This is a genomic window from Mycolicibacterium iranicum, assembly GCF_014190915.1.
GTDB classification, from domain to species: Bacteria; Actinomycetota; Actinomycetes; order Mycobacteriales; family Mycobacteriaceae; genus Mycobacterium; species Mycobacterium iranicum_B.
Map to the genome: position 1 here is coordinate 29,937 of NZ_JACHVU010000014.1, position 22,826 is coordinate 52,762.

28 protein-coding genes are annotated in these 22,826 nt (G+C 69.1%); 18 read left to right on the forward strand and 10 right to left on the reverse strand.

The features are described 5' to 3' along the window. The first annotated feature begins 20 nt into the window (after positions 1-20). Positions 21-302 (forward strand): 4a-hydroxytetrahydrobiopterin dehydratase, encoded by a 282-nt coding sequence (locus FHR72_RS22840; protein ID WP_183472592.1) that lies wholly within the window; start codon positions 21-23, stop codon positions 300-302. Here FHR72_RS22840 and FHR72_RS22845 read toward each other — a convergent pair. Then, a complete protein-coding gene (locus tag FHR72_RS22845; RefSeq protein WP_183472916.1) occupies positions 250-1,467 on the reverse strand; it encodes a mannosyltransferase in 1,218 nt (405 codons plus the stop codon). The two genes, FHR72_RS22840 and FHR72_RS22845, sit on opposite strands and share 53 nt — an antisense overlap. A 157-nt stretch (positions 1,468-1,624) precedes the next feature. On the opposite strand from FHR72_RS22845, the gene FHR72_RS22850 reads away from it, so the two are divergent. Together FHR72_RS22850 and FHR72_RS22855 are read left to right on the forward strand one after the other, a co-directional pair. Beyond that, complete coding sequence (locus tag FHR72_RS22850) at positions 1,625-2,227, forward strand: hypothetical protein (protein ID WP_183472594.1); 603 nt, start codon at positions 1,625-1,627, stop codon at positions 2,225-2,227. 85 nt (positions 2,228-2,312) lie between these two features. Beyond that, positions 2,313-3,353, forward strand: a complete 1,041-nt coding sequence (locus tag FHR72_RS22855; protein WP_183472597.1) for an Rv1157c family protein — start codon at positions 2,313-2,315, stop codon at positions 3,351-3,353. Positions 3,354-3,459: 106 nt separating this feature from the next. On the opposite strand, the gene FHR72_RS22860 is transcribed toward FHR72_RS22855, so the two are convergent. Further along, positions 3,460-3,606, reverse strand: coding sequence for a DUF1059 domain-containing protein (locus FHR72_RS22860; RefSeq protein ID WP_081660094.1), 147 nt, complete (start codon positions 3,604-3,606; stop codon positions 3,460-3,462). Positions 3,607-3,656: 50 nt separating this feature from the next. On the opposite strand from FHR72_RS22860, the gene FHR72_RS22865 reads away from it, so the two are divergent. Further along, positions 3,657-4,316 (forward strand): nitroreductase family protein, encoded by a 660-nt coding sequence (locus FHR72_RS22865; RefSeq protein ID WP_183472600.1) that lies wholly within the window; start codon positions 3,657-3,659, stop codon positions 4,314-4,316. Positions 4,317-4,347: 31 nt separating this feature from the next. After that, positions 4,348-4,731, forward strand: a complete 384-nt coding sequence (locus tag FHR72_RS22870) for a recombinase family protein (RefSeq protein WP_183472604.1) — start codon at positions 4,348-4,350, stop codon at positions 4,729-4,731. A 76-nt stretch (positions 4,732-4,807) separates the two neighbouring features. On the opposite strand, the gene FHR72_RS22875 is transcribed toward FHR72_RS22870, so the two are convergent. Continuing rightward, positions 4,808-5,383, reverse strand: a complete 576-nt coding sequence (locus FHR72_RS22875) for an HhH-GPD-type base excision DNA repair protein (RefSeq protein WP_183472607.1) — start codon at positions 5,381-5,383, stop codon at positions 4,808-4,810. A 146-nt stretch (positions 5,384-5,529) separates the two neighbouring features. Here FHR72_RS22875 and FHR72_RS22880 point away from each other — a divergent pair, with 146 nt between their 5' ends. The 8 genes from FHR72_RS22880 to FHR72_RS22915 all read left to right on the forward strand — a co-directional run bounded on the left by FHR72_RS22880 (position 5,530) and on the right by FHR72_RS22915 (position 13,711). Then, positions 5,530-5,826: a DUF732 domain-containing protein gene (locus tag FHR72_RS22880; protein WP_183472610.1), complete on the forward strand. Its 297-nt coding sequence runs from the start codon at positions 5,530-5,532 to the stop codon at positions 5,824-5,826. A gap of 139 nt (positions 5,827-5,965) precedes the next feature. Continuing rightward, positions 5,966-7,195, forward strand: coding sequence for a sensor histidine kinase (locus FHR72_RS22885; RefSeq protein ID WP_183472613.1), 1,230 nt, complete (start codon positions 5,966-5,968; stop codon positions 7,193-7,195). A 3-nt stretch (positions 7,196-7,198) separates the two neighbouring features. Then, on the forward strand, positions 7,199-8,023 hold the full coding sequence (locus FHR72_RS22890; RefSeq protein WP_183472616.1) for a LytR/AlgR family response regulator transcription factor: 825 nt from the start codon (positions 7,199-7,201) through the stop codon (positions 8,021-8,023). Beyond that, positions 8,013-8,387 (forward strand): DUF485 domain-containing protein, encoded by a 375-nt coding sequence (locus FHR72_RS22895; protein ID WP_183472620.1) that lies wholly within the window; start codon positions 8,013-8,015, stop codon positions 8,385-8,387. Before FHR72_RS22890 ends, FHR72_RS22895 begins: the two co-directional genes overlap by 11 nt. Continuing rightward, complete coding sequence (locus tag FHR72_RS22900) at positions 8,384-10,126, forward strand: sodium/solute symporter (protein WP_183472623.1); 1,743 nt, start codon at positions 8,384-8,386, stop codon at positions 10,124-10,126. The genes FHR72_RS22895 and FHR72_RS22900 overlap by 4 nt, the downstream gene beginning before the upstream one ends. A gap of 169 nt (positions 10,127-10,295) precedes the next feature. After that, positions 10,296-10,646 (forward strand): DUF485 domain-containing protein, encoded by a 351-nt coding sequence (locus FHR72_RS22905; RefSeq protein ID WP_183472626.1) that lies wholly within the window; start codon positions 10,296-10,298, stop codon positions 10,644-10,646. After that, on the forward strand, positions 10,643-12,274 hold the full coding sequence (locus tag FHR72_RS22910) for a monocarboxylic acid transporter (RefSeq protein ID WP_183472629.1): 1,632 nt from the start codon (positions 10,643-10,645) through the stop codon (positions 12,272-12,274). The genes FHR72_RS22905 and FHR72_RS22910 overlap by 4 nt, the downstream gene beginning before the upstream one ends. A gap of 150 nt (positions 12,275-12,424) precedes the next feature. Further along, the gene (locus tag FHR72_RS22915) at positions 12,425-13,711 is read left to right on the forward strand and encodes an acyltransferase family protein (RefSeq protein WP_183472632.1); all 1,287 of its coding nucleotides are present in this window, start codon (positions 12,425-12,427) and stop codon (positions 13,709-13,711) included. Positions 13,712-13,724: 13 nt separating this feature from the next. Here the strand turns inward: FHR72_RS22915 and FHR72_RS22920 are convergent, their stop codons facing one another. Further along, the gene (locus tag FHR72_RS22920) at positions 13,725-13,910 is read right to left on the reverse strand and encodes a DUF5302 domain-containing protein (RefSeq protein ID WP_183472635.1); all 186 of its coding nucleotides are present in this window, start codon (positions 13,908-13,910) and stop codon (positions 13,725-13,727) included. A gap of 40 nt (positions 13,911-13,950) precedes the next feature. Next, positions 13,951-14,394 carry a PPOX class F420-dependent oxidoreductase gene (locus tag FHR72_RS22925; protein WP_183472638.1) on the reverse strand — a complete coding sequence of 148 codons (444 nt, stop codon included), beginning with the start codon at positions 14,392-14,394 and terminating at the stop codon, positions 13,951-13,953. A gap of 61 nt (positions 14,395-14,455) precedes the next feature. Between FHR72_RS22925 and FHR72_RS22930 the strand changes: the two genes are divergently transcribed. After that, positions 14,456-15,334 (forward strand): class I SAM-dependent methyltransferase, encoded by an 879-nt coding sequence (locus FHR72_RS22930; RefSeq protein ID WP_311736235.1) that lies wholly within the window; start codon positions 14,456-14,458, stop codon positions 15,332-15,334. Beyond that, positions 15,318-16,163, forward strand: a complete 846-nt coding sequence (locus FHR72_RS22935) for a class I SAM-dependent methyltransferase (RefSeq protein WP_183472643.1) — start codon at positions 15,318-15,320, stop codon at positions 16,161-16,163. Before FHR72_RS22930 ends, FHR72_RS22935 begins: the two co-directional genes overlap by 17 nt. Here the strand turns inward: FHR72_RS22935 and FHR72_RS22940 are convergent, their stop codons facing one another. Then, the gene (locus tag FHR72_RS22940; protein WP_183472646.1) at positions 16,164-16,529 is read right to left on the reverse strand and encodes an Rv1152 family transcriptional regulator; all 366 of its coding nucleotides are present in this window, start codon (positions 16,527-16,529) and stop codon (positions 16,164-16,166) included. A gap of 36 nt (positions 16,530-16,565) precedes the next feature. Here FHR72_RS22940 and FHR72_RS22945 point away from each other — a divergent pair, with 36 nt between their 5' ends. Next, positions 16,566-17,282, forward strand: a complete 717-nt coding sequence (locus tag FHR72_RS22945) for an NAD-dependent deacylase (protein ID WP_183472649.1) — start codon at positions 16,566-16,568, stop codon at positions 17,280-17,282. 5 nt (positions 17,283-17,287) lie between these two features. Here the strand turns inward: FHR72_RS22945 and FHR72_RS22950 are convergent, their stop codons facing one another. Genes FHR72_RS22950 through FHR72_RS22960 form a run of 3 tightly spaced genes read right to left on the reverse strand, consistent with a single transcriptional unit; the run spans position 17,288 to position 20,805 of the window. After that, positions 17,288-17,920: a class I SAM-dependent methyltransferase gene (locus FHR72_RS22950; RefSeq protein WP_183472652.1), complete on the reverse strand. Its 633-nt coding sequence runs from the start codon at positions 17,918-17,920 to the stop codon at positions 17,288-17,290. After that, on the reverse strand, positions 17,901-18,596 hold the full coding sequence (locus FHR72_RS22955) for a TetR/AcrR family transcriptional regulator (protein WP_183472655.1): 696 nt from the start codon (positions 18,594-18,596) through the stop codon (positions 17,901-17,903). The genes FHR72_RS22950 and FHR72_RS22955 overlap by 20 nt, the downstream gene beginning before the upstream one ends. Beyond that, positions 18,589-20,805, reverse strand: coding sequence for an MMPL family transporter (locus tag FHR72_RS22960; protein ID WP_183472658.1), 2,217 nt, complete (start codon positions 20,803-20,805; stop codon positions 18,589-18,591). The genes FHR72_RS22955 and FHR72_RS22960 overlap by 8 nt, the downstream gene beginning before the upstream one ends. A gap of 130 nt (positions 20,806-20,935) precedes the next feature. On the opposite strand from FHR72_RS22960, the gene FHR72_RS22965 reads away from it, so the two are divergent. Together FHR72_RS22965 and FHR72_RS26675 are read left to right on the forward strand one after the other, a co-directional pair. Next, positions 20,936-21,487, forward strand: coding sequence for a DoxX family membrane protein (locus FHR72_RS22965; protein WP_396888500.1), 552 nt, complete (start codon positions 20,936-20,938; stop codon positions 21,485-21,487). A 107-nt stretch (positions 21,488-21,594) separates the two neighbouring features. Further along, positions 21,595-21,726 carry a hypothetical protein gene (locus FHR72_RS26675; RefSeq protein ID WP_260156187.1) on the forward strand — a complete coding sequence of 44 codons (132 nt, stop codon included), beginning with the start codon at positions 21,595-21,597 and terminating at the stop codon, positions 21,724-21,726. Between the two features lie 59 nt (positions 21,727-21,785). On the opposite strand, the gene FHR72_RS22970 is transcribed toward FHR72_RS26675, so the two are convergent. Further along, complete coding sequence (locus FHR72_RS22970; RefSeq protein WP_183472664.1) at positions 21,786-22,778, reverse strand: NAD(P)H-dependent flavin oxidoreductase; 993 nt, start codon at positions 22,776-22,778, stop codon at positions 21,786-21,788. Positions 22,779-22,826 lie beyond the last annotated feature (48 nt).

A 22,826-nucleotide genomic window follows, 5' to 3' on the forward strand; every position in this document is an offset into this window, starting at 1 on the left:
GACGGTATACCTTCTGGATCATGGCTGTGTTGACGGATGACGAAGTGGACGCCGCGCTGCCCGACCTCGACGGCTGGGAGCGCGCCGACGGCACGCTGCGCCGGTCGGTGGAGTTCCCGGGCTTTCTCGACGGGATCGACGCCGTGCGGCGCGTCGGCGAGCACGCCGAGAGCAAAGACCATCACCCCGACATCGACATTCGTTGGCGGACAGTGACTTTCGCTCTCGTGACGCACTCCGAGGGCGGTATCACGCAGAAGGATCTGGAGATGGCTCGCGATATCGACGGGATCCTCGCATAGCGATCCACGCCAGCGTCACCACTGTCGCGACGATGTAGACCAGACCCGCCCACGCGAGATACCAGGGCCGGGGGATCACCCAGATCGTCGGCTGGGCGAAACTCAGCAGCCACGGCACGCCGATGAGGATGAGCGCCAGCCAGCCCCAGCCCAGTACCCGCGCGCCGACCTGCGCGCGCAGCGGTCCGCGCAGAAGCCAGATCATCAGCGGTATCAGCCACACCCAGTGGTGCGTCCACGAGATCGGCGAGAGCAGCAACCCGAACAGTTGCACCACGACGATCCCGCCCAGCCGATCGCTGGCGCCACCGATGGCACGCCACGCGAGCACCGCCAGCACGCCCGTCACCACGACACCCGCCACCACGGCCGGCCCGTAACCCGCGTCGTGGCCCAGGATCCGCGAGACACCGCCACGCCAGGACTGGTTGAACGACGTGCCGACGGGACCGACCCGGTCGGCGTCCCCGAGTAGTTCGGTGAAGTAGTAGCGCGTTTGACCGCTGACGAGGAGCGCCGACAGACCGACGGTCAGGAAGAAGACGACGGCGGAGAACGCCACCGCGGCCCACCGTCGCGCGCCGAGGAAGTACAACCCGGCCACCGCCGGGGTCAGCTTCACCCCGGCGGCCAGCCCGACGAGCAGACCCGACAGCCACCACCGCGACGTGTGGACCGCGTAGAGGATCGCCAGCACCAGCAGGACGTTGACCTGGCCGTAGTCGAAGGTGCTGCGCAGAGGTTCGGTCCAGATGCCCACGGCCGTCCACACCATCGCGACACGCCGGTCCCCGGGGTCCGAGCCCACCGGCAGAAGGCGCTGACTCAGCCGCACCACGCCGTAGAGCGCGGCGATGATGCCGACCTGCCACGCGAACGCCACCACGCCGAAGGGCAGCACATGCAGCGGGTAGAAGACCACGGCGGCGAACGGCGGGTAGGTGAACGGCAGCGGGAAGTCGGGGGTCTGCTCGCTGTAGACGAAGTCGTACAGCGTTCCCGGGCCGTCCAATTCGGCTGCGCCGCCCACGTAGACATGCAGGTCGACGAAGTTGGCGCCGTTGGGAACGAGGTACGTCCACGCCAGGCGCGCAGCGATGCTGACGAGCAACAGCACGGGTGCGACGGCCCGGAGGCGCGCGGCGGCGGAGGCGGTGGTGTCTATCGGTCCGACTCTAGCGACCGGTCACCATCGGCCTTCACTCCCGTAACGGTTCCATAAATGCCACACATGTCACTTGAGTAACTCTAGTAACAGGCTAGCTTCGGGTGCAGGCATGCCATGGATGTCATTTAGGGCCGACCAACGATTGGGAGATCTCATGCACCGCACCCGGAAAATGTTCGCCACCACCTTGATCGCAGCGGCGGGGGCGGTGTCGGCGGCCGTCGCGTTCAGCGCCACCGCCACCGCGCAACCCGCGCCGGCCCCCGCTCCGGCGCCCGCGCCCGGGGTCCCCGGCCTGCCGTTCCTGCAGCAGCTCGCCGCCAACCCCGCCGCGGCCACCCAGCTGATGCAGGGCTTCGCCAACCTGATGGGTACCGCGCCGGCGACCACGGCCACCACGACACCCGCCACCCCGGTCTCGGGCCCGGGCGCCACGGCCTCGATCAGCCTGCCGCAGCCGGTCAACGCGCTGCCCGCCACGACGCCGGCACTGCCCGGCATGACGCCCGCGATGCCCGTCGGCAACACCACTACCGTTCCCGCGACGGCGCCCGCCGCCACGCCCGCCTCACCGCTGACCGGCCTGACCGACTCGCTCGGCGTCCCCGGCGGCCTGGCCTCGCTGCTGCCTGCCGGCACGCCGCTGGCCAGCCTGCTCCCGGCCGGCGGTGCGGCACCTGCTGCGGCCGCGCCGGCCGCCGCCCCGGTGGCCGCGCCGACGCCGCCGCTGTTCACCCCGCTGGCCGCCCTGCCGTGACGCGCTGAGCTGTCGGCACCTCCTCACAACAACCAAATCCGCTGCACCACTGATGTATTGGGGAATCATGACAAAGACCGGGCTCATGGCAACGAGGAAGACGATGTTCACCACCGCAATGGCGGTGTGCTCCTCTGTCGCACTGCTCTCGGTCAGCGTGACCGGCACTGCGCACGCGCAACCGGAGGCGCCGCTGCCGATCGACGGACTGCAGGCCCCCGGGCTCCCGGCGGTGCAGAGCCTGGGGCCTGTGATCCAGCAGGCGGCGTCTGATCCCACCAATGCCGCATCGATGCTGATGGCCGCCGCCGCGGTGTTCGCCGGAGACATGGCTGCCCCCCAGCCCTCCCGCGACGTCGCGTCGGCGGTCAACACCTTCGTCGCCCAGCCGGTCGCGCACGTGCCCGCGACCGGCGCGGTGCCGGGGGCCGAGGCGCACCTACCCGCCGGCGTCAATCCCGCCCACGCCGTGGGCCCGGCACCCGACGCCGTCGCTCAAGCTCTTCCCGAAGTGGCCCACGCCCCCGCCGCGGCCGCCGTCCCCGGCCCCGCTCCGGCACCGGGCCCTGTTCCTCCGCCCGCGCCGGGGCCGGAGGCCGCAGTCCCCGCCGCGCCGGTCGCCGCTCCCGCTGTTCCGGCCGGACCCGGGGGCGCTCCGGCCGCACCCGGGGCAGTGCCTGCTGCCGCGCCGGGAGGCGCGCCTGATTTCGGGCCGAACGCCCCGGTCACGCAGGACTTCCTGTACCCGTCGATCAGCAACGGCTGCCTGTCCGACGGCGGCAACGTGCTCGCCACGGCCATCTCGGTGGCGGGTCCGGCGACCATCCCGCTGCCCGGACCCGGTCCCGGCCAGACCGCATATGTGTTCACCGCGATCGGCACCCCGGGCCCCGCGGCCGAGCAGAAGCTCCCGCTGAATGCCACCTGGGTGAACCTGACCACCGGCAAGTCGGGCAGCGTGACCCTCAAGCCGCGGCCCGACCTCAACCCCAACGGCCCGACCACGCTGACAGCCATCGCCGACACCGGATCGGGCAGCATCATGTCGACCGTCTTCGGCCAGGTCACCACGACCGAGAAGCAGTGCCAGTTCATGCCGACGATCGGCTCGACCGTCGTCCCCTGACCCGGCACCCCTCTCGCCACGCCCCCTTTACGCCGAACTGGGATTCCCGGTTGTGAATCAACGGAGATTCACAACCGGGAATCCCAGTTCGGCGCGTATGTAGGGGTCAGTAGGCCATGAAGAGGATGGCGTCGCGGTCGTAGTCGCGGCCCGGGTGCACCTCGGACAGGTGGGCCTGGGCCTTCTCGACGAGGTCGTCCTCGTCCTTACCGGTGATGGCTTCGCCGCACGGGCAGTTCAGGTGAGTCTTCATGTCTTCACTTTGGCACAGCGCCGGGCGCGCCATCCGACAAGATCGTCAACATGGACATCTACGACGTCATGCGCACCACCGGCGCCGTCCGCAGGTTCACCGGCGATCCACTGCCCGACGACGTGCTGCACCGCATCCTGGACAACGCGCGCTTCGCACCGAGCGGAGGAAACCGCCAGGGCGTGCACGTGATCGCCGTGCGCGACCACAGCACCCGCGAAGCCCTCGCCGGCCTGTCCGAGACGGGAGCGCGCCGCTACATCGCGCAGAAAGCCAACGGCGAAGGGCCGTGGAACCCGTTGCATCCCATGCAGGTAAGCCCGGACGAGCTGGCGTCGACCGCGGTGCCCGCCGACATGACCGCGCCGCTGCTGACGTGCGCCGTCGTCCTCGTGGTGTGCGTCGATCTCGGCGTCGTGGCCGCGCTCGATCAGGACCTCGACCGGATCGGGGTCGTGTCCGGGGCATCGGTCTACCCGTTCGTGTGGAACGTGTTGCTCGCCGCGCGTAACGAGGGCTACGGCGGTGTGTTGACGACGATGGCCGTCGCCGAGGAGCCCGGAATCAAGACCCTGCTCGGCATTCCCGACGACTACGCCGTGGCCGCGGTGGTGCCGCTCGGGCGACCTCAAAAGCACGCAAGGAAGCTCACCCGCAAACCGGTGTCGGAGTTCGTCACCCGCGAGAGATTCGACGGCGAGTCTCTATGACGGCACGTCGACGCCGTGAGACCTTGGAAAGGTGTCGGTCACGCTGGGTTATGCCACAGCCGCCGGCGGCTGCGACAACCTCGACGAGCAACTCGCCGAGCTGACCGCCGCCGGGGTGGATCCCCGCCGGGTCTTCACCGACAGGGCCACGGGTTCGACGGACAAGATGCGCAGCGGCCTGCTCGCCCTCTTGAGCTACGCCCGAGCCGGTGACGTCGTGGTGGTGGTCGCCCTCGACAAGCTGGGCCGCTCAGTGTCGGAGGTGACCCGCACCGTTGCCGACCTCACCACCCGCGGGATCACCCTGCGCTGCCTAGGCAACGGCCTCGACACCGCCACGGCCACCGGCCGCGTCGTCGCGCAGGTGCTCACCGACCTCGCCGCCCTCGACGCGCCCAGCGAGGTCAGGCCCTAGGGGCTATGGCTCAGGCCCTAGCGGCCTTCGCCCCATCCATGGCTCAGGCCTTGACGGCCTTCGCCCCATCCATGGCTCAGGCCTTGGCGGCCTTCGCTGCGGCCTTGGCTTCCTTCTTGTACGCCCGCACCTTCTGCAGCGTCCCCGGGTCCTTCACGTCCGCCACGGACATGTGCGTCCCGGCCTTGCCGTAGTCCCCCGCGGCGGCCCGCCAACCCTTCGGGTCGACGCCGTACTGCTTGCCCAGCAGCGCCAGGAAGATCTTGGCCTTCTGCTCACCGAAGCCCGGCAGCGCCTTCAGCCGGCGCAGCACCTCGGGGCCGTCCGCACCGTCCGACCACAGCGCCGCCGCATCGCCTCCGTACTCGTCGACGATCACCTGGGCCAGGGCCTGCACCCGCTTGGACATGGAGCCCGGGAAGCGGTGCACTGCAGGCGTTTGCGAGCACAGCTCGATGAAGGCGTCAGGGTCGTAGTCCGCGATCACCCGGGCGTCGAACTCGCCGATGCGGTCGGCGATCTTCTTCGGCCCGCCGAACGCGACCTCCATCGGGATCTGCTGATCGAGCAGCATCCCGACCAGCAGCGCGAACGGGTTGGCCTCCAGCAGCGCATCGGCCTCGGGTTCCTGGACTAACTGCAGTTTCGCCACGCGGCCAGTCTAAAAGGTGCCAGCCGGGCCGCGGAGTACGCGGCACCGGGGTCTCGCTGGCACACGACTACAGGAAATCCACGATTGCCTGCCGAAGCAGTGTGCGACAGTGAAAGCACAGTCGGGATCGCATCCGGGGGGATGACATGACACGTCTACTTGCAGCTCTTGTCGCAGCAGGGGCCTTTGCGCTCACCTTCGCGGCCGCGGCGCATGCGATACCGGACCAGGGCACGCCGGAGTTCGACGCCTATCTTCAAGGCTTGCAACGCAACGGCTACAACCTGAACCCAGACACCGCGTGGCGCGTTTCCCACCAGGCATGTATCGGCGGCATCCCGGGATACATCGGCTTGGAACTGGCCGCACAAGGGGTCATCGGCCCAGGCGCCCAGGAACGGGTGATGGATGTGGCCAGGACGTACGCCTGCCCGATCCAGTAGGGAAACGCCACGGGCCGAGCCGGCTCAGAACCCGACGGCACCGGCCCCGCGCCCGCGCGTCGGTGTGTCACCGCCGTAGATCGGGTCGGCGACCCGACCGTTTAAGGTGGGGCCCACCGCACGCGAGGAGCGTGAACAGATGTCCGTCGAGCTCGCGATCGCACTGACGGCCGCACTGATCCTGCTCGCCGTCGCCGCCGTCGTCGTGGCGGTCCGCACCCGGCGCGTCGTCGCCACCCCCACCGAACGCGCCGTCCATGCGGCGCTGCACACCGCATCCCAGGCCGCCCGCGCGCTGCGCCAGGGCCTCGACGCCGAATCGGCGCGCACGGCGGCGCCGTTCCTGCGCGGACTCACCGGCACCGACGGGCTGGCGCTCTACGACGCCGACGGCGACGTCCTGGCCCAGGACCCCGAGGACGCGCAGACCTGGTCGGACGACGTGCTGGAGGCGTGCGGCTGGGCGGCCCGCCACTCACTGTCCGGCGAGCGCCGGACGCTGACACACGCCCGAACCTGCGCGGTCGTCGCACAACCCATGCTCACCGAGGCCGGCGACATGCTGGGGGTCCTCGTGGTGGTGACGACCCGCTCCCCCGGACCCGGGATGCTCGGCGCTGTCGGCGAAGTCGCGCGCTACGCAGCCGGCCAGATCGAGCTCGCCGAACTCGACGCGTCCCGCGCCCGTCTGGACCGCGCCGAGGTGCTTGCGTTGCGCGCCCAGATCAGCCCGCACTTCATCTACAACGCGCTCAACACCATCGCGTCGTTCGTCCGCACCGACCCTGATCGAGCCCGGGAGCTCATCCTGGAGTTCGCCGACTTCACCCGGTACTCGTTCCGCGCCGCAGGCCAATTCACCACTCTGGCCGACGAACTGCGCAACATCGACCGCTACCTCACCCTTGAGCGGGCCCGCTTCGGCACCGCACTCACGGTCACGCTGCGCGTGGCACCCGAGGTGCTCAACGTCGTCGTGCCGTTCCTGGCGCTGCAGCCTCTGGTCGAGAACGCCGTCCGGCACGGCTTCGCCGGGCGCGGCAGCGGTGCCATCGAGCTGATCGCCCGCGACGAGGGCTCGGACTGCGTGATCACCGTCGAGGACGACGGCGTCGGGATGGACCCGGACGCGTTGCGCTCGGGCCCCAGCGACGCACTGGCCGACGGCGTCCCGGACAACGAACGCGCCGGTGCCCACGTCGGGTTGACCAATGTCGACCATCGCCTGCGGGCGGCGTTCGGCAACGACTACGGTCTGGTGGTCGAAACCGCGATCGGGGCAGGCACCAAGGTGGTCATGCGAGTGCCCAAATTCCGGTCGGGCGTGCGGGCCAGCGGAGGTAGAGCAGGTTTGGGTCGAAATGAGTGAGCTGTGACCAGGGCGTTGACGGTGCTTGCCGTCGACGATGAGGCCCCTGCTCTCGACGAGCTGGCCTTCCTGCTCGGCAGGCACCCGTGCATCGGCGAGGTGTTCCGCGCCGGCGACGCCACCTCGGCACTGCGCGAACTGAACCTGCGGACCATCGATGCGGTGTTCCTCGACATCAACATGCCCGGACTGTCCGGTATCGAGCTGGCCGGCGTGCTGGCCAACTACGCCCACCGGCCCGCGATTGTGTTCGTCACCGCCCACGACGACAAGGCCGTGGCCGCGTTCGACGTCGGCGCGGTGGACTATCTGCTCAAGCCGATCCGCGAGGGCCGCCTCGACGAGGCCGTCCGCCGCGCCGCGGCCCAGACCGTCGCCCAGACGACCTCCCAGACGACGACCACCACGGCCCCCGTCGACGACAGCGACGCCACGGAGCACGAATCCGACGTCATACCTGCCGAATTGGGCGGTGTCACCCACCTCGTGCCCCGCGACAGCATCGGCTGGATCGAGGCCGAGGGTGATTACGCCCGGCTGCATTCGGCGTCCGGATCGCATCTGGTACGCATCCCGCTCAGTACCCTCGAAACCCGTTGGCGCGACCACGGTTTCCAGCGTGTGCACCGGTCCTACCTGGTTGCGCTGGGTCTCGTCACCGGGCTGCGCACCAGCGACGGCGCGGTGCTGGTGCGGTTGCGGGCGAACGGAGCCTCCCCGGCCGTCGAACTCCCGGTGAGCCGGCGTCAGGCCCGCGAGCTCCGCGATCGCCTGGTGCGCAACCCCATGCGCAGCCTGCGGCCGACCGGTGGCCCCGATGACCGATAGCGAACGCCCGCAACGGCAGCGGGTGGTGCTCGCGCACCGGCGCGGCGCGCGAATGGTGCGCACGCGTGTCGAGGTGCAGGAGCAGACCCAGGTCGGCGACGCGCTCGTCCGCGGCCTCGTGCGCGCGCAACTGGGGCTCGCGCTACGGCTGGCCGCTGTCGTCGTCGGTCTGATCGGCGCCATCCCGCTGCTCAACGCCGTGTTCCCCGACCTCGGCGACGTCACCGTCTTCGGAATCCGGTTGAACTGGCTCGTCCTCGCGGGGCTGGTGTACCCGCTGCTCTACGGCATCGGCTGGTTCTACGTACGGCTCGCCGAACAGGGCGAGCGCGAATTCGTGCGCGTGGTCGACGCCGAACCATGACCGGCACCGCCCTGACGGCAGCCGCACTCCTCGCCGCGGCCGTCGCCACCGTCGCGATCGGCGCCTACGGTGTCCGCTTCTCACGCACCACGTCCGACTTCCTGGTCGCGTCGCGCACCGTCGGCTCGCAGTGGAATGCCGCGGCGATCTCCGGCGAATACCTCTCGGCTGCCTCCTTTCTCGGGGTCGCCGGCTTGATCGCGAAGTACGGGGCCGACGCACTGTGGTACCCGGTCGGCTTCACCGCCGGCTACCTGGGGCTGCTGCTGTTCGTCGCCGCGCCGTTGCGCCGCTCCGGGGCTTACACCGTCCCCGACTTCGCCGAGTTCCGGCTCGGGTCGGTGCGGCTGCGCAAGGTCGCGATGCTCGTCGTCGTGGTGGTGTGCATCTTCTACCTGGTGCCGCAGTATCAGGGCGCCGGCCTGGCGCTGAAAACCCTTCTCGGCATTCCGGTCTGGCTCGGTCCGCTGGCCGTCGGCGCAATCGTCATCACCAACGTCGTCGCCGGCGGGATGCGCTCGATCACGTTCGTGCAGGCCTTCCAGTACTGGCTGAAGCTGACCGCGGTCGCCATCCCGGCACTCGCGCTGGCCGGGCTGTTCTTCGCCGACCGCGGCGGCGAACTCGGCGGGCCCCTGCCCCCGACGGTGCAACAGAACACCACCGTGCAGATCGAGACCGACGTCGTGGTGCAGGTCGCCGAACCGGCCGGCATCACCGTCACCGGCACACTCGACGGCCGCCAGGTCGACGCCGCGACGATCGCCACCTCCGGCGAGCACACCCTCGGGGCCGACAGCACCTTGACTCTCGCCGCGGGCGCCGCCACTCCGGTCGTCGCCGGAACCCCCAGTGCAGGAAGCGATTGGATCGCCTCCGGCGGAGGCTTGGGCGGAGGCCACCCGCTGTATCAGGTGCTATCGATCATGGTCGCGACGTTCCTGGGCACGATGGGCCTGCCGCACGTGCTGGTCCGGTTCTACACCAACCCCGACGGTCGGGCGGCGCGTCGCACGGCGCTCGCGGTGATCGCCCTGCTGTCGCTGTTCTACCTGTTCCCGACACTGCTCGGGGTGTTCTCCCGGCTCTATGTCCCACAGTTGCTGATCACCGGAACCGCCGATGCCGCAGTGCTTCTGGCGCCCGGTTCGGCCATCGCCGGCCCCGTCGGACAGTTGTTGGCCGCGCTCGTCGCCGCGGGGGCGATCGCCGCGTTCCTGGCGACGTCGTCGGGGCTACTCGTGAGCTTCGCCGGTGCGCTCGCCACGGATGTGCTGCCCGGCCGGGTCCGCGACTTCCGGCTGGCGGCGGTGGTCGGCGGTCTCATCCCGATCCCGTTGGCGCTGGTGGCATTCGGCGGCTTGGAACTGTCCCGCAGCGTCGGGCTCGCGTTCGCCGTCGCAGCGTCGACGCTGTGCCCGCTGCTGGTGCTCGGTATCTGGTGGCGCGGTCTGACCGCGCGCGGTGCGATCTGCGGTCTGGTCGCCGGCGGGGTGCTGTCCGGCGGGGCCGTCACGGTCGCCGTGGCGGGCGGCATCGCCGAGGACGCGCTGGGCGGCTGGCCCGCCGTGCTGATCGGCTATCCCGCGGCGGTGAGCGTGCCCCTGGCCTTCGCGACGATGATCGTCGTCAGCCTGCTCACCCGGTCGACGGTGCCGTCGGACGTCGCGCAGACCTTCGCGCGGATGCACCTGCCCGAGAATCTCGGAATGGTCGTCGAACGCATGCCGCGGGCCTAACCTGTCAGGTCAGTACACCTAGGCGCCGTTCGTCGCCGGCGACAGACCGCTCACCGCACGCTCACCCGGCCTCGCCGCCCCACCCCCGCCAACGCTGTCACTGTGACCTGCATCTCAACTACGGTCACCGCAAAGCCCGGTCCACAGCAGTCAGGAGCGTGAGAGCAAGGTGTCCGACACAGATCTTCCGATTCGACCGGAAGCCATCAGCGGCGAACGATATCTGGAGGTGCAGGCGAGTCCGGAGTTCCAGGAACTCCGAAGCAGATTGCGCCGCTTCGTGTTCCCGATGACCGCCGTCTTCCTGGTCTGGTATGCCACCTACGTCATCCTCGGCGCCTTCGCCAACGACTTCATGGCCACCAAGGTGTGGGGTGACATCAACGTCGGCCTGATCATCGGCCTCGGGCAGTTCCTGTCGACGTTCCTGATCACTGCCCTCTACGTCCGGTTCGCCAACCGCGAGCTGGATCCGCGCGCCGAGGCGCTGCGCGCCGAACTGGAAAGCGAGATCCGATGACCACCACCGTGCTGGCCGCCGAGACCGTCGGCAACCCGCTGGCCAACATCGGCATCTTCAGCCTGTTCGTCGTCGTGACCATGATCGTGGTGATCCGGGCGAGCAAGAAGAACGCCACCGCCGACGAGTTCTTCACCGGCGGCCGCGGATTCTCCGGCCCCCAGAACGGGATCGCGATCGCGGGCGACTACCTGTCGGCTGCGAGCTTCCTCGGTATCGCGGGGGCCATCGCCGTCTACGGATACGACGGGTTCCTGTATTCCATCGGCTTCCTCGTCGCGTGGCTCGTCGCGCTGCTGTTGGTGGCCGAATTGCTGCGCAACACCGGCAAATTCACGATGGCCGACGTGTTGAGCTTCCGGCTCAAGCAGCGGCCGGTACGCCTGGCGGCCGCGACGAGCACCCTGACGGTCTCGCTGTTCTACCTGCTGGCCCAGATGGCCGGTGCCGGTGGCCTCGTCGCGCTGCTGCTGGACGTGACCAGCAAGAGCGGCCAGGCGATCGTCATCGCCGTCGTCGGCGTGCTGATGATCGTCTACGTCCTCGTCGGCGGCATGAAGGGCACCACCTGGGTGCAGATCATCAAGGCCGTCCTGCTCATCGTCGGCGCCGGGTTGATGACCGTGATGGTGCTGGCCAAGTTCGGCCTGAACTTCTCCGAGATCCTGGGTTCGGCGCAGTCGGCCATCAGCGGCAGCACCTCCGAGGCCGTCGCGGCCCGCGACGTCCTGTCCCCCGGCGCGCAGTACGGCGGATCGTTGACCTCGCAGATCAACTTCATCTCGCTGGCGTTGGCGCTGGTGCTCGGCACCGCGGGCCTGCCGCACGTGCTGATGCGCTTCTACACCGTGCCCACGGCCAAGGAAGCCCGCCGCAGTGTGGTGTGGGCGATCGCCCTGATCGGCGCGTTCTACCTGTTCACCCTGGTGCTGGGCTACGGCGCGGCCGCGCTGGTCGGGCCGGACCGCATCCTCGGCGCCGCCGGCGGCGTGAACTCGGCAGCCCCGCTGCTGGCCTTCGAGCTCGGCGGAGTGATCCTGCTGGGCGTCATCTCGGCGGTCGCCTTCGCGACGATCCTCGCGGTGGTGGCCGGCCTGACGATCACGGCGTCGGCGTCGTTCGCCCACGACATCTACGCCTCGGTGCTGAAGTCGCACAAGGTGACCGAGGCCGAGCAGGTGAAGGTCTCGCGGATCACCGCGGTCGTGCTGGGTGTGTTCGCCATCGGGCTCGGCATCCTCGCCAACGGTCAGAACGTCGCGTTCCTCGTCGCGCTCGCCTTCGCGGTCGCCGCGTCGGCCAACCTGCCGACGATCGTGTACTCGCTCTATTGGAAGAGGTTCAACACCCGCGGCGCGCTGTGGAGCATGTACGGCGGACTGCTCTCGTGCATCGTGCTGATCGTGTTCTCCCCGGCGGTGTCGGGAAGCAAGACCGCGATGATTCCCGGGGCGGACTTCGACTTCTTCCCGCTGGCCAACCCCGGCATCGTGTCCATCCCGCTGGCGTTCATCCTCGGCATCGTCGGGACGCTGACGTCCCGGGACCGGGGCAACCCGAAGGTCAACGCGGAGATGGAGGTGCGCTCGCTGACCGGCATCGGCGCCGAGAAGGCGATCGCCCACTAGTCCCCGCCGTCCCGCGAGCGCGCGGATCTGCACACCGCCACCCGGCGTGTCCTGTGCAGACCCGCGCGCTCGCGGTGTGAGGTGAGGCGCGGTGTGAGGTGAGTGGTTCTACTCAGAGGACGGGCCGCCGGGGCACCCGAGAATTGATCCATGAGCACAGCCACGCTGTTCCCCCGCCCGGCCGAGGTGGAGGCCAACACCCCACCCGGGCGTGACCGGCCCATCGACGTCATCCGGATCACCGCCCTGATCGGCGTCGTCGTCGGCCACACCGTGATGGCCACCAGCACGATCCGCGACGACGTCTTCCTCTGGAGCAACCTGCTCACCGAATCGCCGATCTTCCAGGCGCTGACGTGGGTGTTCCAGATCATGCCGCTGTTCTTCTTCGCCGGGGTCGCGGCGTCCGTGCAGTCGTGGCAGCCGGGCGGCAGCTGGGGCAACTGGCTGATGCGGCGTTGCACCCGGCTCTACCGTCCGGTCTTCTACTACCTCGCGTTCTGGGCGGCGACGCTGACGGTGCTGAAGCTCCTCCTGCCCGTGCACGTCTACGAACCCGTCGCCGGCATCTCCACGCAACTGCTCTGGTTCCTCGGCGCCTATGTGCTGGTGCTCGCCGCAGTGCCGCTGCTGGCCCACCTCACCACCACCCGCCGGTTCGTCGCGGCGGTCGCCGGCGCCTATGCGTTCGTCGCGGTGGTCGACGCAGTCAGGATCACCACCGAGATGCCGGTGATCTTCGGCTATCTGAACCTGTCGATGTGGTTGATCCCCGGCATGTTCGGGGTCGCCTACCGTCGCGGACTGCTCACGGCGCGCCCGGCTCTCCTCCTCGGTGCCGCGATGTTCGCCGTCAATGTCGCGCTGGTCGCGTACGGCCCGTACGAACTCAGCCTCGTCGGCATCGAGACCCAGCAGCTGAAGAACATGTCACCGCCGTCGCTGCTGCTGACCGGGCACGCAATCATGATGTGCGCGTTGGCCATTGCCGCGGCCCCCGCGATCGCCCGGTGGGCGCGGCGACCCCGGGTGTGGTGGCTGACGGTCATCGGCAACACCGGGGCGATGACGCTGTACCTGTGGCACATCCCGCTGCTGCTCGGCATGCACCTGGTGTTCGCCCACCTCGGCTACCCGCGTTTCGACCCCGCCGCCCCGGACTTCGTCGCCCTGTCCGTGCTGCAGATGCTGCTGATGGCGCTCATGGTCGGCGCCGCGTTCCTCGTGCTGCGTCCCCTGGAGAACGATCCGCTCCCGTTCTGGGACGGCGGATCGGTGGCCGGGCCCGGCCTGCGCAGCACCGCCGTCGGCCTCCTGCTGTGCGTGGCCGGTGCGGCCACGCTGGCCTCCGTCGGCTGGGGTCTCAAGGACCTCGGTCTGTACCTGACCGCGGCGCTGGTGGCGGCTCTGGTCGGCGCCCGGGCGCTGGCCCGCTGACGCCGGTGTCGACCTATCCGCTTTTGCGGCGGAACTCCCGGCGGCTCTCCAGTGGACCGTGCGCACCCCGTGACTTCTTCGCGCCGCCGTCCTTGTGCGCGGAACCGCTCACGGCCTTGGCGTTCTTGCGCTCCAGCGCCTCTCGGAACCTGCGCTTGCTGTCGTCCTCGCCGGACTCTGCGGACTCATTCGACGCCATGAGCGCAGCCTAGTCCGCCCGGCACGAATTTCGCGTGCGCTCAGCGCCTGCCCGGAGGCATGCCGTACAGATGCGCGATCGGCAACGTCATCAGCACCCGGCGATCGTCGACCATCGCCCGGCGGTAGTCGTCCCAGTCGGGGTGCTCACCGGAGATCTTGCGGTACAACTCCACCAGACCTTCGACGGTGTCGTCGGCCGGATTCGCCGCAGGCGGGGTCAGCACGGCGTCCCCCTCGGCGACGGCGTAGGACCACCCGTCGTCGGAGCTGACGTGGATCGCCGCGCGAGGGTCCCGGCGCAGGTTGCGGGTCTTGGCACGCGGCTCGGTGACCGACACCGAGATGGTCAGGGCGCGCGCGTCGAAGTGATAGGAGACGTTCGACAGCTGCGGTCGTCCGTCGCGTTTGAGGGTGGCCAGCACACCCAGCGAGTTCCCTGCGATCAGCGCCAGCAGCTTGTCGTCGAAGACATCGCGCGTCATGCCACGAGCCTACGACTTCCGGGCGTCGGTCAGGATCGTCGTCGTCTGGAAGGATTGCCGAGTGGGCCGATTCACCGCGATCGACGGCAACATCCTTGAGGGCGTCTCCGCCACGACCCTGTGGACGCTGCGCAACCGCGCCGTCGAGGCCACGCGTTCGGACGGAGTGATCCGCGACCCGTGGGCCGTCACCGTCTTCGACGGCATCGAGTACGACTACGGCAAGTTCGGCCGGCCCGGTCAGGCCCATGCGCTGCGGGCCCGCGCCTTCGACTCCGCCACCCGCGACCACCTGGCCCGGCATCGCGGAGCATCGGTCGTCGCACTCGCCGAAGGTCTGCAGACGTCGTTCTGGCGGCTGGATCGCGACGGCGCCCTCGCCGAAACCCGGTGGTACTCGGTGGACCTGCCGCCGGTGACGGAGCTGCGCGCCCAGTTGCTGCCCGACGACGGCCGCATCGTGACGCTCGCGCAGTCGGCCCTGGACCTGAGCTGGATGGACCGGGTGCACGCCGACGCCGGCAGCGCCGGGAGCAGAGCGGTGTTCATCACCGCCGAGGGCCTGCTGATGTATCTACCGCCCGACGAGGCGCTCGGGCTGATCCGCGACTGCGCGCGCCGATTTCCCGGCGGGGCCATGATGTTCGACGCGATCCCGCACTGGTTCAGCGCCCGCACCCTGCGGGGCATGAAGCTCTCCGATCGCTATGTGGCCCCGCCGATGCCGTTCGCGATGACCGCCGACGAAGGTGCGGCCCTGGCCGGCCGCATCCCCGGTGTGGCGTCCGCGCGCGAGGTGCCACTGCCGCCGGGGCGCGGCCTGTTCGCCCGGGCAGCGTCACCCCGCCTGGACCGCGGCCTGGTGCGCCGCACCCGGCCCAGCATCATCCTGCTCGAATTCGCCGACGACGAGGAGACGACCGATGACCCCAGCCGGTAAACACACCGCCGATCTGACCGGGGTGCCCGAGACCGCTCTGATGACCCTGCTCGTGCGCGCCACGGATGCCAGAAGGCCCGACTCGCTGATCGACGATCCGATGGCCATCCAGCTGGTGGACTCGATCGACTTCGACTTCGCCAAGTTCGGTTTCGTCCGGCGCCAGGATATGGCGTTGCGCGCCAAGGCATTCGACAAGCAGATCCGCCGCTACCTGCTCGACCATCCGCGAGCGACGGTCGTCGCGCTGGCCGAGGGCCTGCAGACCACGTTCTTCCGGCTGGACGCCGACAGCCCGCAGAACCGCGGCGTGGGCCACGAATTCAGTTGGGTCAGCGTGGACCTACCGCCGATGATCGAGCTGCGGCGCAAGCTGCTGCCCGAGTCCGAGCGCGTGCGCATGATCGCTCAGTCGGCCCTGGACTTCAGCTGGATGGATCAGATCGACGCCGGCGAGGGCGTGTTCGTCACCGCCGAGGGGCTGCTGATGTACCTGCAGCCCGAGGAGGCGATGGCCATCATCACCGAGTGCGCCGCGCGGTTCCCCGGCGGGCGGATGATGTTCGATCTGCCGCCGTCGGGATTCGCGGCGCTGACCCGCCGGGGTATGCCGGCCTCCCGCCGGTACCGCGTGCCGCCGATGCCGTTCACGCTGTCGGTCGCCGAGGCCGCCGACCTGGTCAACACCGTGCCCGGCGTGCGTGCCGTGCACGACGTGCCCGCCGAACGGGCCCGCGGCCGGCTGATCAACGCGCTGCTGTGGACCTCGCAGCGCGTCCCGCTGCTCGACCCGATCCGCCCGACGATGACCCTGCTCGAGTTCGGCTGATCAGCCGAAGGCCTTCTCCACGTACTGCAGCGCCTCCGTCTTGTCCACCCCGAGGGCGCGCGCCGCGGCCACGTAGTTGTGGGCCGCCGTGGCCATCGCGGCGTCGGCCGGGTCGGCCCGCGCCACGAAGGTGCCGAAGCGCCCCCTGGTCTCCAGAATTCCGGCAGCTTCCAGCTCCCGGTACGCGCGTGCCACGGTATTGACTGCCAGGTTGATCTGACCAGCCAGTTCGCGGACCGTCGGGAGCCGGGTGCCCGGGGCGAGCTCGCCGTCCCGGACACCTGCGATGATCTGCGTTCTGAGCTGGTCGAACAGCGGCCTGGCAGCGTGCGGATCAACGCGTACCCAATCCCCCAACTCGGCCACGTGCCCAGTATCACCTACAGCCGCTAATTTAGTGGTGTGCAGGTGACGGTATTCAGCGGTGCGGGGATCTCCGCCGAGAGCGGTGTCCCGACGTTCCGCGACGTCGAGACGGGTCTGTGGGCCAAGGTCGATCCGTACGAGATCTCCAGCGCCGACGGTTGGCGGGACCACCCGGACCGGGTGTGGGCGTGGTACCTGTGGCGCCACCACATGATGAGCGGGGTCGAACCGAACAACGCCCACCGCGCCGTGGCGGCATGGGAGGACTACGCCGACGTCCACGTCGTCACCCAGAATGTCGACAACCTGCACGAGCGGGCGGGAAGCACGAAGGTCTACCACGTGCACGGCAGCCTGTTCGACTTCCACTGTGATCACTGCCGTTCCGCGTTCCGCGGCGCGGTGCCCGACATGCCCGAACCGGTCGAGTCCGTCGACCCACCGAGCTGCGAGGGCTGCGGTGGCCTGATCCGGCCCAACGTGGTGTGGTTCGGGGAGGCCCTGCCCGACGACGCCTGGCAGGCGTCCGTCGAGGCCGTCGTCAATGCCGACCTGGTCGTGGTGGTCGGCACGTCGTCGGTCGTCTACCCCGCTGCGGGCCTGCCCGAGCTGGCGGTGTCGCGGGGAACGCCGGTCATCGAGGTCAACCCGGAGCCGACGCCGCTGTCGGCGAGCGCGACCGTGACGTTGCGCGAGCCGGCGGCCGCGGCGTTACCGGGGCTGCTGCAGCGCCTTCCGGCGCTCCTGAACTGAGCGCGTCAGGAAGGGCGCACGGCCACACCGATCGCGAACTCCGCGACCGGCAGCGGCACCCAGGCCGGGAACGTCCACTCCCTGCGGGCGCCGGTCAGCCGAAAGCCCGCGGCGGTGAGGGTGTCCTCGGTGTGGCGGTGGGTGTGGCAGTTGCCCAGCAGCCGGGGCCACACCGTGGCGTCGGCGAACCGTTGCAGGCCCGCGCGGGCGCCGCTTCCGGCGACATGCTCCAGGTAGCGCAGCTGCCCGCCGGGTTTGAGTCGTGACCTCAACTGCGCGACAACGACTTCGGGGTCGTCGACCGAGCACAACACCAGCGAGCACACGACCGCGTCGAACGGCTCGGCATCGGCGAACTGCTCGACGGTGTCGGTGCTGACGGTCACGGGCACGGCGGCGCGCGCACCGGCCTGCCGGGCCAGCGCCGCCAGGCGGCGTTCGGGTTCGACGGCCACCACCTCGGTGACGGTGTCGGGATAGAACTCGAAGTTGGTTCCGGTCCCTGCCCCGACCTCCAGCACTCGACCGGTCAGGCCGGCCAGGTTCTCCCGGCGCAGCCGCGTCAACGACTCCGGCTCCCTGGACGACATCGCCGTCCAGAGCCGGGCGAAAAACGGGTTATCGACGTTGTCGGTCATCGACGGCCTCCTTCAGCCAGTTCACGATCGTCTGCGGGGTGTCCTCGGGGGTGACGGCGCCGGAGGCGATGTGGCCCAAGCACATCGCCCGCAGCACGCGGTCGGCGAACTCCTCGACATCGCCCCAGGGCAGGTAGGGACGCGAGATCAGTTGTGCGGCCACGCCGTGGGCGGCGGTCCAGAGCTCGAGGGCCAGTGTGGTCGGATCTCCGGCCGGGTAGCTGCCCTCGGAGATCAGCGCTTCCACCGAGGCGCGCATGTGCACGAATGCCGAGCTGTTGAGGGTGAGGTCGACGCCGCTGCCCGGATCGCCGTGGACCATCGTCGCGATGCGGTACAGCTCAGGGGTTTTCAGTGCGAAGCGGACGTACGCCAGCCCTTGGGCGCGCAACATGTCGATGGGCGACTCGCACGCCGCCGCGACCGCCTGCATCTCCTCGTCGAGCTTCTCGAAGTAGCGACCACACACCGCATCCAGCAGTGCCGTCTTGTCGGCGAAGTGCAGATAGATCGACGGCGGGGTCACCCCGACCCGCTGGGCCACCGATCTGATCGACACCGCCTTCTCGTCGCCGCTGTGCAGCAGCAGATCCGTCGCCGCGTCCAGGATCTCGTCGTGCAGCTGCTCGCCCGCCCCACGGGGTGCGCGGCGACGACGAGTGACGCTGTCAGACACCTTCTTTGACCGTCTCGCTGATCCCGACCCGCTCGTGCAGTCTGCTCAGCGGCTTCGGCGCCCACCAGTTCCAGCGGCCCAGCAGGCGCATGAACGCGGGCACCAGCAGCATTCTCACCAGGGTGGCGTCGGCCAATACGGCGAGGGTGAGCCCGACACCGAACATGCGCATGAACGACACCTGCGCGGCGATCAAGGCGCCGAACGAGATCGACATCAGCAGCGCCGCCGCGGTGACCACCCGGCCGGTGCGGGCCAGACCCAGAGCCACGCTCTCGTCATTGTCCCCGGTCGCCAGCCAGTATTCGCGAATGCGCGACACCAGGAACACCTCGTAGTCCATCGACAGCCCGAAGGCGATGCAGAACAGCAGGACCGGCATGTTCGCCACCAGCGTCCCAGTCGGTGTCGTGCCCAGCGCGCCGAGGTGGCCGTCCTGGAAGATCCAGACCAACGCGCCGAACGCGGCGGTCAGCGACAAGACGTTGAGCACCAGAGCTTTCAATGGCAGCACCACGCTGCCGGTCAGCAGGAACAACAGGACGAAGGTGATCACCGCGATCACACCGAGTACCAGCGGCAACCGCGAGGTGATGGCGTCGGCGCTGTCGCGGTTGATCTGAGCGAGCCCGGTGATCAGAACCTGCCTGCCTTCGGGTGTCGTGACCGCATGCAGCCGGTCGAGCTGCGTCTCGGACGCGTCGGTGAACAGAGGCGCCGTGCTCTCGATGGTGAAGAACACGCTGTCGTCCACCGATCCCGTTGCTGCAGAGGGGGGTCCGACCTTCGCGCCGTCGACGAACGCGCCGCCCGGCGCGGACACCGAGGCGACGTCGTCGACACCGGACAGCGCAGCTGCGTACATGTCGAGCTGCTCGGGGGCGATGTTCTGCACATCGGGCAGCACGACGACAACGTTGGTGGACGAATCGACGGCGAAGTCCTGCCGCAACTCGTCGCCGACCTGACGGGCCGAGGACGAGTCCGGGAGCACCCGGTCGTCAGGGAAGCCCCACTTGGCTCCGACGAACGGGGCACCGAGGATCAGCAGCAGGGCGACCACACCAGCTGCGATCGGAACGGGGCGCCGCATCACGAATTTCGTCGAGCGGTACCAGAACATCTGCTCGACAGGCTTGGCCTGCGGCTCCGGCCTGCCGAAGATCCGGCGGCCCAGCTTGCGCACGTCCAGCGAGTCGAGCCGGTCACCCGCGAGCATCATCGCCGCCGGGGCGACCACGATCGCCGCCAGCGCCGCGAAGCCGACCACCGCAATGCCCGCATAGGCGAACGATTGCAGGAAGTACATCGGGAAGATCACCATCGCCACCATCGACAACGCCACGGTCAGCGCCGAGAACAGCACCGTGCGTCCGGCGGTGACCATGGTCCTGACCAGTGCGGTGTCCCGCTCGTGGCCCTCGGCGAGCTCGTCGCGGTACCGGCTGATGATGAGCAGCGTGTAGTCGATGGCCAAGGCCAGGCCCATGGCGATCGACAGGTTCAGCGCGAAGATCGACACGTCGGTGACCAGGGTGACGGCGCGCAGCACCGCCATGGAGCCCAGGATCGCGAACGCTCCGACGGCCAGCGGCAGGGCTGCGGCGAGCAGGCCACCGAAGACCCAGACCAGCACGACGAAACTCAGCGGAATCGCGATGGACTCCATCATGAGCAGGTCTTTCTCGGTCTGCGCATTGATCTGGACGTAGGTCATGGCGACGCCGCCGGCGCGCACGGTGACACCGTCGCGATCGTGGACGAGTTCGTCGGTCAGGGTCTTGGCGTGCTTCTGCGCGCCGCTCTCGCCGCCGGTGATGCCCGCGACGATCAGCCCGGTCCTGCCGTCCTCGCTGACCAGCGCGGGCGCCGCCGACGCCGGTGCCGACCACGCCGAGGTCACGGTGCCGACGTGGGGCGACTCCGCCAGTCGGGCGGTGAGGTCGTCGCCGACGGCGCGGGCGGCCGGACTGTCGAACCCGTCGGGCGAGGTGACGCTGAGGATCAGCTCCATGTCGCCCTGGCCGAACTTGTCGACGAGGAGCTGAGTGGCGCGCGCGGACTCCGAGGTCGGGTCCTGGAATCCGCCGGCGGAGAGATGCCCGACGACCGGCACCCCGAACACCCCGCAGCCCACCATGACGAGCAGCGCGACGGCAAGTACGCGGCGCGGGGCCGCGATGGCGAGCAGTGCGATCCGGTGCAGCACCTGACGGCCCCTTCGTGAGATATCGCCGCTAAGTTATCAGCGATAACTCAGCGGCGCCACCGAGGCAACCTCCCACGCGCCACACCGATGACTTTCGCCGCCGGCACAAGTCGAACCGATCATGGTTGACATGACGTCCCCGACACCTCTGCGCGAACGCACCGCTGACTCCAGCGTGAGCATCGGTCTACTCCTCCTCCGGCTCGGCATCGGCGCGGCCACGCTGCACGCCGGTCTGCTGAAGGCGTCCGACTTCGGCATGACCGTGGCGTTCATGGGCGACGCCGGGTGGCGACTGCCCGGCTTCGCAGCATTCATGGTCACCGCCACCGAGACGGTGGCCGGCCTCGCCCTGCTTCTCGGCGTTCTCACACCGCTGGCCGGCTGTGCCGCGCTCGGCGCGATGCTCTGCGCGTGGGCGGTCAACGTCTCCGGCGGACCGTTCTGGTCCGATCCGTTCAACGTGCCGTTCCTCTTGGGGCTCGGCGCGGCGGCGCTGCTGTTCGCCGGGGCGGGGCGGTTCTCCGTGGACGCCCGCCTGCACGACCGGATCGCCTGGTCACCGCGGGTGAAGACGGCGCTCGTGGTGCTGGCCTTCGTGACCGCGATCGTCACGTGGGTGGCCCTGTACGGCGTCAATCCGATCCACTTCGACACCCCGCCGACCACGCCGGCGACGTGAGGGCTACTCGCCGGTAGGCACGCGAACCTACCCGGCGGTAAGAATTGCCACAGTTCTCCCAATCGAGGCTCAAAGAACTCTTAGAGCCCGTGGTTACTGTTCAGTACATGTGGATCGACGACACCAGTGCTGATGTCATCAAGGTTGATTTCGACGCTCTCTACCACGGCGATGTCCTGGTCGAGGGTCTGACGTCGGAACAGCTCGACGACGACCAGGTTCTCCCAACCGCAGTGTGAAAGAACGCGCGCCCCGAGGGGCGCGCGTTCCTCCGTGACTGCTTTGCCCGGCGACCGGGCTAGACCGGCTGTGCCGCGGGCGCGAGCATCCCCGCGAGCCGGCCGCTGATGATCTCCTCTGCCTCACCGACGATCCGGGCCACCAGGTCCCCGACGGTCGGAATGTCGTTGATCAGGCCCATGGCCGTTCCGACAGTCCAGATCCCCGCGTCAATGTCACCGTCATCGAACACCTTCCTGCCGCGCACGCCGGCCACCAGGTCCTTGACGTCCTCGAACTGACCGCCGTCCTTGAGGATCTGCACGACCTCCCGAGACACCTCGTTCGACGCCACCCTGGCGGTGTTGTGCAGGCTGCGGAAGATCAGCTCCGTCCCCCGCTCGTCACCGGCCACGATCGCTTCCTTGACGTTCTGGTGGATGCAGGACTCGACGGTGCACATGAACCGCGACCCCATGTTGATGCCGTCGGCGCCCAGCGCCAGCGCTGCCACCAGCCCGCGGCTGTCGGCGAACCCGCCCGAAGCGATCATCGGGATCTCGATCTTGTCGGCCGCCGCCGGGATCAACACCAGGCCCGGCACGTCGTCCTCGCCGGGGTGACCGGCGCACTCGAAGCCGTCGATACTGATGCCGTCCACCCCGAGCGACTGCGCCTTCACGGCGTGCCGCACCGAGGTGCACTTGTGCAGCACCTTGATCCCGTTGTCGTGGAACATCGGCAGATGCGGCGCCGGGTTCGAACCTGCGGTCTCGACGATCTTGATGCCCGCGTCGACGATCACCTGCCGGTACTCGTCATACGGCGGCGGATTGATCGCCGGCAGGATCGTCAGGTTCACACCGAACGGCTTGTCGGTCAGGTCACGCGTCTTGGCGATCTCGTTGGCCAAATCCGCCGGCGTCGGCTGGGTCAGCGCGGTGATGAAACCCAGCGCGCCGGCATTCGCCACGGCCGCAACCAATTCGGCGCGACCGACCCACTGCATTCCGCCCTGGGCGATCGGATGCTCGACACCGAACGCCTCGGTGAACTTCGTCGTAATCGTCATCAGATCACCGCTGTCCTTTTCTCTTCGCGCAGGCGCTCATCTGTGCTT